The sequence below is a fragment of the Burkholderia sp. LFS061 genome, from assembly GCF_047978125.1.
GTDB classification, from domain to species: domain Bacteria; phylum Pseudomonadota; class Gammaproteobacteria; order Burkholderiales; family Burkholderiaceae; genus Burkholderia; species Burkholderia pyrrocinia_C.
Genome location: NZ_JBFPFS010000007.1, coordinates 238,861 through 252,803 on the forward strand (window position 1 = coordinate 238,861; position 13,943 = coordinate 252,803).

The following is a 13,943-nucleotide window of genomic DNA, read 5'->3' on the forward strand; positions in this document are numbered from 1 at the left end:
GGTTCAACGCTCGTGCGCGGCGCGATCCGCGGCCGCATCGGGCGGCAGCGTCTGCCGGATGCGCGTGACCGTTCGCGTACTGAAGAGGCCGAGCATGGCGCTGACATCGGCGTGCGTGTGGCCGGCGAGCAACTGGCGGCGCGCATACGTGTTGCGCAGCACGCGCGGGCTCATGTCCGCTGCGTGGAAGCCGATCGAGGTCAGCGCGTCGCGCACCACGAGCAGCAGAAACATGTCGTTCATCGCGCCACCGCCGCGTGGCGCGGGAAACAGCAGTACCGATGCCGGTGCGTCTGCCGAGCGCGCACGCCATGCGGCGAGCGGCGCCAGCGCGAACGCGGCGAGTTCGATCCGGCGCGCCGGCCGCGCGCGATCGCGCGGCACGGACAGCGCCGGCGGCAGCGCGTCGAGATCGGGCGCGTCATGCGTCGTCACGCGAATCTCGGCGGACGTGATGCCGCTCGCAAGCAGCAGCGCGACGATCGCGCGATTCCGGCAGTCGGCCGGCGTGTCGTCCGGTCGCGGCTGCACGTGGCGCTGCAGCGCCGCGTCGGCGTCGGGCGGCAGGTAGCACGGCTCGGGCTCGCCGTCCGGCCACGCGAGATGGCGCGTCGTCCGGCCGGCCGGATGGATCGTCCGCACGCCGGTGTCGACCAGATGCCGGCCCAGCCGGTCGATCAGCTTCGCGTAACGCACGCGGGTCGAGGTGCCGGGCGCGCACGTGCGTTCGAGCTCCGTCAGGAAGGCTGCGACGTGGTCGGGCCCGAACGTGGCCAGCGACACGCGGTGCGCGATCAGATGGCGCAGGAACCGTTCGAACATCGCGACGTGCTGCACGACCGAGCGCGGCGCGAACGGCCGGCGGCCGGCGCCGGTCGCGGTGGTTTCCTGCCATGCGCGAAAGGCGCCGACGGGATCGTGAATCCAGCGATTCGTATCCATCCACGATTTATAGCCGGACGCGGTGACGCCGGCAATCGTCCCGATGTCCATTCCAATCCGGTCGGCCCGTGCAATGCAACCGGCGCATCAGTGCGCGGCACGCGTCTCGTCGATACCGTCGTCGAGCATTCGTTCCATTGCTTCGACATCCACATTCCGAACCATTCGCCACTGACCACGGCGGCAGGAATTGCCTGCGCGAGCGGCGTGGCCTGCGCGATTTCGACAACGCGCTGACGCGGGTCGAGGACCTGCGCGCGCCGATGCAGTGCAGCAAGCGAACCCTCAAGCCGGCGCGGTGGCGCTGCACATACAACGACCGGTCGCGTCATTTCCTTATTGCGGAAAAAAATTTGTTCGTGGGACTATCGAACGCATTGCCTGTGCACCGAGGGGGTCGCAGGCAGCGCGATGTCCATCGCAACGACCTAAAAGAACATCGACAGACAATGAACAGAACAGCGATTTTCCCGTATGCGTCCGCGTTGCTCGCGGCTGCCCTGCTGACGGCATGCGGCGGCGACGTCGAGAACGAAGCGGGGCGCACGCAGGCACCTTCGACCGATACGAGCTGCCTCGCGGTCGACAACAGCGGCGCGACGGTTGTGGTGGGCTCGAACCAGCCGGGTGATCCGTCGCTGCCGGAAGCGTCGTCGGGTTATCGCACCGGGATGAAGCCCGTCTATGCGAAGACCTACCTGGTGGCGACGTCGAACGCTTACGCGAGCGCTGCCGGCTGCGCGGTGCTGAAGAAAGGCGGCACGGCCGCCGACGCGGCGGTCGCCGTGCAGGCCGTGCTCGGCCTGACGGTGCCGGAGGCGACGGGCCTCGGGTCGGGCGGCGTGCTGCTCTACTACGATGCGCGCGGCAAGACGCTGCAGGCGTACGACGGCCGGGAAACCGCTCCGGCCGCCGCGACGGAGAACTACCTGCGCTACGTCGACGACACGACCGACCATTCGGCGCCGCTGCCGACCGCGCGCGCCAGCGGCCGCTCGATCGGCACGATCGGCGTGCCGCGGCTCATCGAGACACTGCAGCAGGATCACGGCCGGTTGCCGTGGCAGAACCTGTTCGGCGATGCGATCACGCTCGCGACCAACGGCTTCCCGATCGGCGGCCGGCTCGCCGACGCGATCGCGGCAAACGCCGCGAACCTGAAGCGCGACCCCGAGGCCGCCGCGTATTTCCTGAATGCCGATGGCTCGCCGAAGACGCTCGGCACCGTACTGAAGAACCCCGCGTACGCGCACACGCTGACGCTGATGGCGCAGTCGGGTGCGAATGCGCTGTACACCGGGCAGATCGCGCAGGACATCGTCGCGAAGATCGCAACGACGAAGGGCGCGGACGGCTCGACGCTCACGCCGGGCAAGACGACCGTCGCGGATCTGGCCGCGTATCAGGCGAAGCGCCGCGAACCCGTATGCACGACCTATCGCAGCTACTGGGTGTGCGGGATGCCGCCGCCGTCGTCAGGCGGCATCGCGGTCGCCGCGGCGCTCGGCATTCTCGAGAACTTCGACCTGAAGTCGCTGAAGCCGACGGCAATCGATCTCGAGGGCGGCAAGCCGACCGTCGCGGGCGTGCACCTCGTCACGGAGGCCGAACGGCTCGCGTATGCCGACCGCGACAAGTACGTGGCCGATACGGATTTCGTGCCGCTGCCGGGCGGCACGTGGGACACGCTGCTGAACAAGCCGTACCTGAAATCGCGAGCGGCGCTGATCGACACGACCAAGAGCATGGGCACCGCACAGCCCGGCAATTTCGGCGCGGTGCCGCTCGGCGTCGACACGACGCTGATCGAGCACGGCACGAACCAGTTCACGATCGTCGACGGCGACGGCAACGTGCTGAGCGCGACGACGACGGTCGAGTCGAGCATGGGCTCGTTCCACATGACCAACGGTTTCCTGCTGAACAATCAGTTGACCGACTTTTCCGCGAACCCGGTCGACAGCGCCGGCAATCCGGTGGCCAACCGCCTGCAGCCGGGCAAGCGGCCGCGCAGCTCGATGGCGCCGACGATCGTGTTCGGTCAGGCCGCCGACGGCTCGCGCGGCGATTTCGTGATGGCGACCGGTTCGCCGGGCGGCGGTACGATTCCGCAATACGTGGTCAAGACGCTGGTCGGCGCGCTCGACTGGGGGCTCGATGCGCAGCAGTCCGCGGGCCTCGTCGATTTCGGCGCGAGCAACAGCCCGACGACCACGATCGGTGGCGAGCATCCGAACGTCAACGCGGCGAACAACGGTGCGAACGATCCGCTGATCACGGGGCTGCTCGCGCTCGGGCACAAGGTGTCGACGTCCGCGCAGGCGAGCGGCGTCAACACCGTAATGCGCGTGACGGTCGGCCAGTCGCCCGCGTTGCAGGGCGGCACCGATCCGCGTCGCGAAGGCGTCGTGCTCGGCGATACGTTCCGGCCGTAACCGGGCGGAACGCGCACGGCCCCGATCTGCCTGTATCTGCCAACAGGCGATCGGGGTCGCGTTTCTTCAAGGGGCTGCGATGACGCATGCACGTCTGCTTGAAATGGACGCAGTCCTGTCGGTGCCAGGCGTTTCGATTTCCTCGGCGGTGTCGATTGCGACAGCGCGCTGGACAGTCGCGATGCCGAGCCGTTCGATGCGCAGTGGATGGCGGCATTCGATGCGATCGACGACGATCCGGGTACGGCGATCGACAGGCCGGCAGTAGACGCATTGCGGGAAAAGGCATTCAAGCTCGCCTCGGCGCATCGGACAACGCCGGAGCGGCGGCGTGCGTGTCCGACGATATCGAATCGATCGCGAGGTGCCAGTTGTCGCACCGCACCGAGGTCCGGTCGACACACATACTTTGGAATGCATATAAAAACGGCTGGTTCCCCTGCTAGCCGTTTCACGTTCGTGGTTTCCCGATGCGCGGCGATCGGGTGAAGCGTGATCGCGGGGCGACCCGTGCCGCATGCCGTCGGGTTCGCGCCTGCTCGTCGGCAAGTACGCCGTCTTTCCCATCTCAAGCCCCCGATTGTCAAACAGTGTGAGTCAATCGTCAGCATTTGCAACTGAAGTAACAGTCCCCGCAAATCAATCGTTTTGCGCGTCGGCGCCGCTACATTAGCTCCACCTGCCGCACGTCGCGGCGAGGCATGCGACAAGCCGCACGAACGCGGCCCGCAGCAACAACGTCTTTGGGGAGAATGACCATGAACAAGATTCGTACGATTCTGCTGGGTGCCGCTCTGACGGCGATGGCGACGTCGGCTGCTTTCGCACAGACGGCCCAGACCGGCGCAGAGGGTTCCGCAGGCGTCGGCGCACAGGTCCAGACGCCGCTGCTCGGCGGCGGCGTGGGCGTGCAGGCAGGTGCCGGCGCGAATGCGGGAGGCTCGGGTTCGGGCGCAGGCAACCTCGTCGGCGGTGCGCTGAACGGCGTCGGCAAGACGGTCGGCGGCGTCGGCGCGGCAGCCGGCAATGCGGTGGGTGGCGCGACCCAGGCGGTGGGTTCGGCAGCGGGTACGGCGAAGGATGCCGCGGCCTCGGCCGTACACTCGACGAAGTCGCACGTGAAGCATGTCGCAGGCACCGCAAAGAGCCACGCGCAAGGCGCGGTGTCGACGGCAGGCGATGTTGCGGGCGGCGCGAAGGCGAAGGCCGGCGAAGCGCTCGAAGGCGCGACGAATTCGGTGCAGGGCGGCGCATCGGTCGGCGTGAAGGGTTCGGCTTCGGCACAAGGCGGCGCGCTGTAAGCAACACGCATCCAGTCACGGCCCGGTCCGCTTCGAAGCGGGCCGGGCCGTTTTTTTTATCGGCGCACACGGCACGCCGTTCGACGTTCCTCGCAATACGGCGATGCATCGGCGTTCGCCGCGAATCCGGCGGCGCGATGGGCACGCGCGCTACCGGATGCCCCGGGCACGAGCCCGCGACAGGCGACGCGCGCGGCCCCTGCCCATTGCCCGGCCGCCATGCTTAAATAGCGGGGCTCCCGGTTGCCGGGCCGCCGCGATGGCAGCGCCGGCCGACGCGGGCAAGCATGTCCGATCGACATCGTGACGACAGACGACACCAAAACGCCGTTCCGGCCAGCCCGGCGCGGCCCGATAACATTCCGAGGCATCACGTCATGACCATCCTGTTCCGTCTTCTCGCGCTCGCCTGCGCGCTCTGGCTGGCGGCCTGCGCAGCGCCGCCCCCGCCGTCAGGCAGTATCGGCGCGTCTGCGGCTTCACCGCTGGTTCCGGACGCCAGCGAACGCCGCGGGCTCGGCACCGCGTGGGGCGAGTCGGTGCGATCCGAAACCCGCAATGTCGAATTCGAACGCGCGGATCCGGCGAAGCCGACGGATCTCGCGTCGGTCTACTACAACGACGCGCTGCCCGGACATCTTCCCGCATCCCAGGTGCGCCGGCTGCCGACCCGCGTCGCGCTCGCGAACGGCGACATCGCGCTGTCGTTTACGGACGAGAAGGGCGCGCCGCTGCGCCTCGCGCGCAGCAACGGCCGCTGGCACATGGCGGGTGTCGAGGGTTCGCGCTACATGATCGTGCTGCGCAACCAGGGGCGCCGCACGTTCGAAGTCGTGTCGACGGTCGACGGGCTCGACGTGCTGTCAGGGCGGCCGGGCAGCTATACGAACGGCGGTTACGTGCTGTATCCGGGCCGCACGCTGACGATCGAGGGCTTCCGCAAGAGCCGCGACGAAGTCGCCGCGTTCCGCTTCGCGGCGGTACCTGACAGCTATGTCGCGAACTCGAAGTACGGCGATGCCGCGAACGTCGGCGTGATCGGCGTCGCGCTGTTCGCGCAGAAGGAGAACGATGAGGAAGCGCTGCGCCGCAACGCGAATCCGTTCCCCGGCAACGACAACGGCTTTGCGCCGCCGCCGGTGCCGCGCGGCGAGTGACGGCATGCAGCGGATCGCGCCGCGTTCGTCGCGACGAACGACGCACGCGGCGCGATCCGGAAACGGTAATGCCCGGGTGGTACGCCGGCGCATACGACGAACCCCGCTGTGATCCCGCGCGATCCATGCGAATACGAAACCGCCGGACGATATCGGTTGCATTGAAGACAGCGGCGCTGGCGCTGTTGGTTTCCAAACGCCGACGCCCGAATCGGTGCGTCCCGCCAACGGCCATGCGATCGAATGGGCGCGACGCACCGGGCGGCAGCGACATCCGGTGGAAATATCTCGCGCACGACGGCGCAACGCATCGCGTCTATCGTTTCGTGAGCGGCACGTTTGCTGAAGTCGAGGTTCCGCGGTAAGACAGTCGCGCCACGGCACAATGGTTGTTCGAATTCGCATCGCGTGCTTTCTCCACCATCCGGACCGACGGAGAACCCCATGTCGTTACCCGCTTTCAGGTACCATCCCGACCCGCTGGCAACCGGCAGCGTGATCCGGTCGGACGCGCGGGGCGTGTGTTGCGGCGATGCGTGCGGCTACCAGGATTGCGATTGACGGCCGGGCCTGCGCGAGCGGCGCCGCCCTTCGTCATGAAACAGAGGAATCTTCGTGAAGTTCATCCACACGGCAGACATTCACCTTGACAGCCCGTTGCACGGCCTGAGCGCGTATCCCGACGCGCCGGCCGCGCAGTTGCGCAACGCGTCGCGCGAGGCGCTGCGGCAACTCGTGGATCGCGCGATCGAAGAGGAAGTGGCGTTCCTCGTGATCGCCGGCGATCTGTACGACGGCGACTGGAAGGATCACAACACGGGCATCTTCTTCGGCCAGCAGATGGGGCGCCTGCGCAAGGCCGGCATTCGCGCATTCGTCCTCGGCGGCAACCACGATGCCGAAAGCGAGATGACGAAGAAGCTGACGCTGCCCGACAACGTCACCGTGTTCGGCCACCGCAAGCCCGAAACCCACAAGCTGCCGGAATTCGATGTCGCGCTGCACGGGCAGAGCTTCAAGGACAAGGCCGTCGTCGACAATCTCGCGATCGGTTATCCGGACCCGGTCCCCGGGTACTACAACATCGGCGTGCTGCACACGGCGCTCGAAGGTTATGCGGCGCACGCGAACTATGCGCCGTGCACGCTGGCCGAACTGCACGCAAAGGGCTACGACTACTGGGCGCTCGGCCACGTGCACGAATTCCAGCAATGGACGGGGCCGTCCACCGTCGTGTTTCCGGGCAACCTGCAGGGGCGCCATATCCGCGAGACGGGGCGCCGCGGCGCGGTGCTCGTGACGGTCGAGCAAGGCCGCACGCAGGTCGAGCGCCTGTATCTCGACGTGCTTCGTTGGGAAGCCGTGTCGGTCGACGCATCCGATTGCTTCACGGTCGCCGACCTGTCGAGAAAGATCGGCCAGTCGCTGGAGGCGCTGCTGACCGTCGACGGCCACGTGCCGCGCGCGGTGCGCGTGACGGTCACGGGGCGCACGCCCGCGCATGGGCTCTTTTTCGGCCGCGCGCCGCAGCTGCGTGCGGAGGTGCTGAACCAGATCGGCATCATCGGCAACGAGCGGCTGTGGCTGGAGAAGGTCCGGCTCGCGACGTCCGCCGCCGATCATCAGCAGGGCGAGAGCGAGCAGCTTGAAGCGCTGGAGGATTTGAAGCAGATCCTGGCCGAAGCCGCGCACGATCCGGATTTCCTCGCGCTGCTCGAACGCGACCTGAAGCCGTTCGTCGGCAAGGTCCGCAGCGACGTGAAGGAGGAAGTGCCGTTGTTGACGATGGCGCGCGCGGGCGAGCTCACGGCGCTGGTCGAGCAGGTCGGTCCCGCGTTGCTCGCGCGGCTGGCAAGGGGGGAGTAAGCGATGCGCATCAGCCAGCTCGATCTGATCAAGTACGGCAAATTCACCGACGAAACACTGCGGTTCCCGTCGGCCGGCGAGGATTTTCATGTGATCGTCGGGCCGAACGAGGCCGGCAAGTCGACGATCCGCACGGCCGTGTCCGAGCTGTTGTTCGGGATGAAGCTGCAGACGCCGCTCGATTTCCTGCACAGCACGCCTGAACTGCGGATCGGCGGCGTGCTCGAGAACGGCACGGGCGAGTTCGCGTTCCACCGTGCGCGCGGACGCAGTCCGTTGCGCACGCCTGCCGACGACAAACTTCCCGACGACTATCTGGCCGCCATCCTCGATGGCGCGACGCGCGAATTCTTCGAGCAGATGTTCGGGCTCGATCACGGGCGGCTGGTCGACGGTGGCCGCAGCATTCTCGACGCGTCCGACAAGCTCGGCCAGGTACTGTTCGAATCGGCCGCCGGTGTTGGCAGTCTCGGGCCGGTGCGCGAGGAACTCGACGCGCGTTCGGTCGAACTTTGGGCACCGCGCCGCAGCGGCAGCGCGTTTGCGCTGGCAGAAACATCGTTCAACGAAGCCGTGACCGAACTGAAGACGGTGCAGGTGCGCACGCGCGACTGGGTCGATCGCAAGGACGCGCGCGAGGCGGTCGAACAGCAGATCGAGCACGCGCGGGTGGAGCAGCGCCGGCTCGAATCGCTGCGCTCGAAGCTCGAGCGCGTTCGGCGGTTGGCGCCGTACCTGAAGGAGCTGACGGTCAAGGATGCGGCGCTGGCAGAACTGGGCGCGGTCGTCGAGTTGCCGCCGACCGCGTATGCGGACCTGTTGAAGGCGCAGGGCGATCTCGCGGCCGAACAGAAGGTGCTCGAAGAACGGCGTGCCGACCTGCTTGCGAAACGGCAGGCGCGCGATGCGATCGATGCCGACGCCGACACGCTGGCGCTCGAAGCCGACATCGAAGCGCTCGATCGGCTGCGCGGTGCCTGCATGAATCACGCGCAGGATCTGTTGCTGCTCGGCGCCGACGTCGAGCGGCACCTGTCCGCCGCGTTTTCGGCCGCCGCGCAGCTCGGCTGGCCGACGGACGAAGCGACGCTGCGCGCATCGCTGCCGACGGCGCTGTCGCTGAAGACCGTCGCGAACCTGCTGCGCGAACACGGCGCGCTGCACCAGGCGCTCGCCGGCGCGCGAGAATCGCTCGACGAACGCACGCGCGAGCTTGCGCAGGTGCAGGAGCAACGGGCGCGCCTGTCGACCGCCGACGTGCCGGAAGCGCTGCGCGCGGCGCTCGCCGATGCGCAAGGCTTTCGCAACAGCGGCCAGCGCGAACAGGCGCTCGAACACGAAATCGCTGCCGCCGGGCGCACGCTGTCCGGCGCGCTCGATGCGCTTGGCCAGTGGCGCATGCCGGTCGACACGCTGCGCGCGCTCGACGTGCCGTCGGCGGCGCGGCTCGGCGCGCTGCTCAAGGAGGACAGTGAGCGCGCCAGCGCGGCCGCTGCCGCGCGCGACGCGCGGGACGGCGCGCTCGAAGAGCTCGAGCGGCTCGAATTGCAGGAGAAGCATTTCGCGGAGAACCACAAGGTCGTCACGACCGCCGACGTGCTGGCGGCGCGCGCACGACGCGACGGCGCATGGGGCGACATCCGCAGCGGCGCCGTCGATCTGGCAACGGGCGCACCGGCGGTCGACGACGCGATTCGTCTGGCCGACGAACTCGTCGATGCGCAGCTCGGCGCCACGCAGGCGGCGGCGACGCTGCAGTCGCTGCGTCAGCAGGTCGAATCCGCGCGTGCCGGTGTGGCGCGCAGACAGGCTGCGTCGGACGAACGCGAGCGCGAGTTGGCCGCGCATCGCGACGCATGGGCCGAGCTCGCGATGACGGCCGCGGTGCCCGGCATGCCGCTGGCGGCGATGGGCGACTGGCTCGCAAAGCGCGATACGGTGTTCGCGGCGCAGGCCGATCTCGATCGTCAGCGCCGCGAATTCGACACGATTCGCGCGGCGCGCGCCGGTGCCGAAGCCGCGTTGCGTTCGGCGCTGCATACGGTGTCGCGAGGCAGCGAGACGGACGGACTGGCGGCACTCGTCGCCATCGCCGAGACGTTCGTGCAGTCGGCCGAGAAAGCGATCGCGCAGAAGGACAGCCTCGACGACCGCGCGCGGGAAGCCGAACGCGGTTGCGCAACGGCGCAGTCGCGAGTCGGCCATGCGCAAGCAGCCTACGATGCGTGGCACGCGCAATGCCGCGACGCGCTGGCCGACGCGAAACTTTCCGCGAGCGCGGTGACGCTGGCGGCGGCAGAAGGCGCGCTCGGGCTCGCGAATGTGGTGACGGCCGAACTGGCCGATGCGGATGCGCCGCGCAACCGGATCGCTGCGATCCGCGCCGAGCTGGCCGCGCTCGAGGCCGGCGCGCGGCGGCTTGCCGAAGCGCTCGCGCCGGAATGGCTGGCGAGCGGCGACTGGCTGGACGTTGCACGCAGGCTGGCGATGCGTCTCGCGGCCGCAAAGGAAATCGCGCGCGCGATCGAGCGTGCCGACGAAGCCGTGCGGCAGGCCGACGGCAAGGTCACGGATGCGGCCGCCGCGGTGGCGGGCGCCGATGCGCGTATCCAGCCGCTGCTTCAATTGGCCGGCGTGGCGTCGATCGACGCGGCGCTGCCGCTGGCCGAACGCTCGGATCGACAGCGCCAGCTTCGGCAGGCGGTCGATGCCGCGCACGAGGCGCTGGTGCGCGACGGCGACGGGCTGTCCCGTTCGGCCGTCGAGGCTGAGGTTGCGGAACAGGACATCGCCGACGTGCCGGCGCGTCTGGAGGCTGTGAAACAGTCGCTGGGCGATGTCGGCAAGCGGTTGAACGAGCTCGCACAACAGCAGGTCGTGGCCGACCAGGCGTTCGGCGCGATCGACGGCCAGGCGAACGCGGCCGTCGCCGAATCGAAGCGGCAGGAAGCGCTGGCGGCGATGGGCGACGCGGCCGAACAGTATCTGGAGGCGGCCACCGCGAGCCGGTTGCTGAAGTGGGCGACGGATCGCTATCGCGACCAGAAGCAGGGGCCGATGCTCAGGCGGGCGGGCGAGATCTTCGCCGGGCTCACGCTGGGCGAGTTCGCGAAGCTCACCGTCGATACCGAGCGGACGCCGCCGGCGCTGTATGCACGGCGGACGAAGGGAACGTCGGTCGAGGTCGCCGGGTTGAGCGAAGGGACGCGCGATCAGCTGTTCCTCGCGCTGCGAATCGCGGCGCTGGAGCTGCAGCTCGGCAGCAGGACCGCGCTGCCGTTCGTTGCCGACGACCTGTTCATCAACTTCGACGACGCGCGCGCGAAGGCCGGGCTCGACGCGCTGCGCGATCTGTCGACGCGAACCCAGGTGCTGTTCCTGACGCACCACGATCACCTGCTGCCGCTCGTGAAGGACGTATTCGGCGCGCGGGTCAACGTGGTCGAGCTGCAGCGCGCGCCGGCCGGCGCGTGATGCGGGGCGCGCAGGGATGCCGGCACACGGGAAGGGTCATCGCGTGCAGGTAGTATGTGCGGTTCCGAAATGCACGCGACCGGTTCTGCCGGTCGCGGGACTGGCCACACGAGGGGGGAACATGAAAAAGCTGGTAGCCGCGATCGCGTTCGCGGCGGACAAGCATCGCAATCAACGGCGCAAGGACGAAGAAGCGTCGCCGTACATCAATCATCCGATCGCGCTCGCCGACGTGCTGGCCAACGAAGCCGGCGTCGAGGACGAACGCGTGATCGTCGCGGCCGTGCTGCACGACACGGTCGAGGATACGGAGACGACCGAGCAGGAACTGCTGCGGCTGTTCGGCAAGGACGTGGCGGACATCGTGATGGAAGTCACGGACGACAAGTCGCTGCCGAAGGACGAGCGCAAGCGCCTGCAGGTCGAGCATGCGGCGACCATCAGCCGGCGCGCGAAGCTCGTCAAGCTGGCCGACAAGATCTGCAACCTGCGTGACATCGCGCGGCATCCGCCCGCGGACTGGCCGCTCGAGCGCAAGCAGGCGTACTTCGACTGGGCGAAATCGGTTGTCGATCCGATGCGCGGCGTGCATCCCGGTCTCGAGGCGATCTTCGACGCCGCGTACGGCGCACGGCCCGCGGACTGAGGCGCCCGCATGCGTTCGGCCCGATCCGTCGGATCCGTCGCACGGCAACCGGCTGCCGTGGCGGGTGTCGACGTCGGGGGCGACAGGAAGCTGTGCGATCTCGTGATCCTGCGCGGGTCGACGGTTGTCTGCCGCGAACGGCGGATCGCGCCCGAGGCGTTGCCTGCGCTGTGCCTCGCCCATGACGTCGTGGCCGTTGGCGTCGACGCGCCGAGCCTGTGGTGGGCGGGAAGCGGGCGCCGGGCGGCCGAACAGGCGCTCGCGCGCGAACGGATCTCGTGCTTTCCGACGCCGTCGCGGGAGCAGGCGGTCGCGAGCACGTCGGGCTTCTTCGACTGGATGTTCACCGGAGAGCGTGTCTACCGCGCGCTCGCGGATGCGTATCCGTTGCTGACCGGCGCGCACTATGCGGGCGGGCGCGCGAGCTTCGAAACCTATCCGTACGCGATTACCTGCGCGATGCTGGGCAAGGCGGTTGCGTCGGCAAAGCAGAAGCGCAACCAGCGCCGGCAATTGCTGGCGCGTCTGGGGATCGACGTGTCGACGCTGCTATCCGTCGATGCGCGGGACGCGACCTTGTGCGCGCTGACGGCGCAATACGTCATCGATGGAAGCGCGCATGCGTATGGCGATGCAGAGGGGGGGTATATCCGTGTGCCGATCGTGAGCGAAACGATTGTGCTCGACTCACTGTAGATGCGACGCGCGACCCCGGGCGGGCGCAGATCGCAGGATTGTCGTTGCGGCAAGGTGAGCTTTTGCGGGAGGTGTGCGGCTGGCCTGACGACGAAGGTGTCAGGCAGCGATTGTCTGTCGGCACGCATCGGGATTGCGGGTGCACACGACATGACGCCGGTGCGCCGCGCGATCCCGAGCGGCACTGCTCAATCCTCGAGGATGGATTTCGGCACGCTGGACAGATCGCAGGCTTGCGCCTGTTCGAAGTAGCCTTCCGCATCGTCGATCATCACGACCGCGACGTCGATCAGTTCGTCGAGCCGTTGCAGCAGCGATTCACGCCACTCGATGTCTTCGTCGCGCTCGGGTGTCTTGTCCATCTGCTCGATGATCGAGTCGGCCGTCTGCAGGAAAGGAATCGCTTGCTGATAGTTTTCGATCGAAACCAGCGCCGCATTGCGTGCGCCGATGAGCCGTTCGCGATGCTCGTCCGCGAGTTCGGATTCGCCGCTGATCCGCGGCAATACATCCGAGATGCGTTGCAGAAGCGGCGGGGCCTGTTCTTCGAGCAGGATGGCGCGCTCGCGCAGCGCTGCATATTCGTCGCGAAGATCGGCGTCGCCGGGTTGAGTGGTGCTATCCATCGTCGATGTGAGTACGTGGTTCGGTCGCGGCATGATACTCGACTGCGCGAGCCCCCTTGTCCGATCCTCAGGACAGGGTTGCGAAACCCATGAAGGCACGAACGCGCGACGTTGCAGCCGGGCGGCGCGGCGTTGCGTTCCAGCGGCCCGTTGATTGGCGGGGATGCGAATCCGGAGCGCGCCTGGGACAGCATGCCGTCGGCCTCGTATATATATGAGGAAAGAGAGGCTTTCCCGGTATCTATGGCGGCTTTTTCAAAATAATTTCACAAAGGGGCTTGCGCGAAGGGTGCGGGGTGCATAGAATCACGCCTCTTTCGCGCTAACGGCAACGCGGCGCGGGAGAGGGGAAGCGAAGTCGGTGGTGTGCAGCGGGTTGGGCGCACGGCTGGCGCAGGAAGATGGACCCCGCAGTCGCAACGAAGCAGTTAAAAAGTTGTTGACGATCTGCGAAACACGGTTCATGATCTCGTTTCTTTGCTGCTGAAAACGCAGCGCTGCTGAGAAACACGAAGTTTCTCGCAGAAATGCTCTTTAAAAATTAACAGCCGATAAGTGTGGGCGCTTGATGGAAGCGAGCTGATCTTCGGATCAGAAAGCGAAAGTATCAAGAGTCTCACACTAAAGTAAGTCAGGTTTATGAAGTGATTCATATTCCTGTCAGCTTTGAGTGAGCGACCGGTTCGAAAGAACCGAAAACAGTAACAGGTTTAAACTGAAGAGTTTGATCCTGGCTCAGATTGAACGCTGGCGGCATGCCTTACACATGCAAGTCGAACGGCAGCACGGGTGCTTGCACC

At 67.3% G+C, this 13,943-nt stretch carries 11 protein-coding genes and 1 rRNA gene; 9 read left to right on the forward strand and 3 right to left on the reverse strand.

The window, feature by feature from the left end:
* Positions 1–3: 3 nt before the first annotated feature.
* Positions 4–822, reverse strand: a complete 819-nt coding sequence (locus tag ACNQQL_RS09385) for a site-specific integrase (RefSeq protein WP_416392562.1) — start codon at positions 820–822, stop codon at positions 4–6.
* The gene (locus ACNQQL_RS09390) at positions 795–1,274 is read right to left on the reverse strand and encodes a DUF2165 family protein (RefSeq protein WP_416392563.1); all 480 of its coding nucleotides are present in this window, start codon (positions 1,272–1,274) and stop codon (positions 795–797) included. The genes ACNQQL_RS09385 and ACNQQL_RS09390 overlap by 28 nt, the downstream gene beginning before the upstream one ends.
* A 117-nt stretch (positions 1,275–1,391) precedes the next feature.
* Here ACNQQL_RS09390 and ACNQQL_RS09395 point away from each other — a divergent pair, with 117 nt between their 5' ends.
* The 8 genes from ACNQQL_RS09395 to ACNQQL_RS09430 all read left to right on the forward strand — a co-directional run bounded on the left by ACNQQL_RS09395 (position 1,392) and on the right by ACNQQL_RS09430 (position 12,517).
* Positions 1,392–3,377: a gamma-glutamyltransferase family protein gene (locus ACNQQL_RS09395; RefSeq protein WP_347063944.1), complete on the forward strand. Its 1,986-nt coding sequence runs from the start codon at positions 1,392–1,394 to the stop codon at positions 3,375–3,377.
* 758 nt (positions 3,378–4,135) lie between these two features.
* The gene (locus ACNQQL_RS09400; RefSeq protein WP_347063945.1) at positions 4,136–4,678 is read left to right on the forward strand and encodes a hypothetical protein; all 543 of its coding nucleotides are present in this window, start codon (positions 4,136–4,138) and stop codon (positions 4,676–4,678) included.
* Positions 4,679–5,055: 377 nt separating this feature from the next.
* Positions 5,056–5,835, forward strand: coding sequence for a hypothetical protein (locus tag ACNQQL_RS09405; RefSeq protein WP_204420928.1), 780 nt, complete (start codon positions 5,056–5,058; stop codon positions 5,833–5,835).
* A gap of 444 nt (positions 5,836–6,279) precedes the next feature.
* Positions 6,280–6,396, forward strand: coding sequence for a CbrC family protein (locus ACNQQL_RS09410; RefSeq protein WP_371287112.1), 117 nt, complete (start codon positions 6,280–6,282; stop codon positions 6,394–6,396).
* A 54-nt stretch (positions 6,397–6,450) separates the two neighbouring features.
* Positions 6,451–7,701 carry a DNA repair exonuclease gene (locus tag ACNQQL_RS09415; RefSeq protein ID WP_347063946.1) on the forward strand — a complete coding sequence of 417 codons (1,251 nt, stop codon included), beginning with the start codon at positions 6,451–6,453 and terminating at the stop codon, positions 7,699–7,701.
* Between the two features lie 3 nt (positions 7,702–7,704).
* Positions 7,705–11,175 (forward strand): ATP-binding protein, encoded by a 3,471-nt coding sequence (locus ACNQQL_RS09420; RefSeq protein ID WP_347063947.1) that lies wholly within the window; start codon positions 7,705–7,707, stop codon positions 11,173–11,175.
* Between the two features lie 121 nt (positions 11,176–11,296).
* A complete protein-coding gene (locus ACNQQL_RS09425) occupies positions 11,297–11,821 on the forward strand; it encodes an HD domain-containing protein (RefSeq protein ID WP_034182569.1) in 525 nt (174 codons plus the stop codon).
* Positions 11,822–11,830: 9 nt separating this feature from the next.
* Positions 11,831–12,517: a DUF429 domain-containing protein gene (locus tag ACNQQL_RS09430; RefSeq protein ID WP_347063948.1), complete on the forward strand. Its 687-nt coding sequence runs from the start codon at positions 11,831–11,833 to the stop codon at positions 12,515–12,517.
* 188 nt (positions 12,518–12,705) lie between these two features.
* On the opposite strand, the gene ACNQQL_RS09435 is transcribed toward ACNQQL_RS09430, so the two are convergent.
* Positions 12,706–13,143, reverse strand: a complete 438-nt coding sequence (locus tag ACNQQL_RS09435) for an ATPase (protein WP_072440314.1) — start codon at positions 13,141–13,143, stop codon at positions 12,706–12,708.
* 712 nt (positions 13,144–13,855) lie between these two features.
* On the opposite strand from ACNQQL_RS09435, the gene ACNQQL_RS09440 reads away from it, so the two are divergent.
* Positions 13,856–13,943, forward strand: a 16S ribosomal RNA gene (locus tag ACNQQL_RS09440); the annotation flags it as partial.

Bases quoted from the DNA above. Each gene is read 5' to 3' on its own strand.
- ACNQQL_RS09385 (WP_416392562.1), bottom strand. From the start codon at position 822: ATGTTCGAACGGTTCCTGCGCCATCTGATCGCGCACCGCGTGTCGCTG.
- ACNQQL_RS09390 (WP_416392563.1), bottom strand. From the start codon at position 1,274: ATGACGCGACCGGTCGTTGTATGTGCAGCGCCACCGCGCCGGCTTGAG.
- ACNQQL_RS09395 (WP_347063944.1), top strand. From the start codon at position 1,392: ATGAACAGAACAGCGATTTTCCCGTATGCGTCCGCGTTGCTCGCGGCT.
- ACNQQL_RS09400 (WP_347063945.1), top strand. From the start codon at position 4,136: ATGAACAAGATTCGTACGATTCTGCTGGGTGCCGCTCTGACGGCGATG.
- ACNQQL_RS09405 (WP_204420928.1), top strand. From the start codon at position 5,056: ATGACCATCCTGTTCCGTCTTCTCGCGCTCGCCTGCGCGCTCTGGCTG.
- ACNQQL_RS09410 (WP_371287112.1), top strand. From the start codon at position 6,280: ATGTCGTTACCCGCTTTCAGGTACCATCCCGACCCGCTGGCAACCGGC.
- ACNQQL_RS09420 (WP_347063947.1), top strand. From the start codon at position 7,705: ATGCGCATCAGCCAGCTCGATCTGATCAAGTACGGCAAATTCACCGAC.
- ACNQQL_RS09425 (WP_034182569.1), top strand. From the start codon at position 11,297: ATGAAAAAGCTGGTAGCCGCGATCGCGTTCGCGGCGGACAAGCATCGC.
- ACNQQL_RS09430 (WP_347063948.1), top strand. From the start codon at position 11,831: ATGCGTTCGGCCCGATCCGTCGGATCCGTCGCACGGCAACCGGCTGCC.
- ACNQQL_RS09435 (WP_072440314.1), bottom strand. From the start codon at position 13,143: ATGGATAGCACCACTCAACCCGGCGACGCCGATCTTCGCGACGAATAT.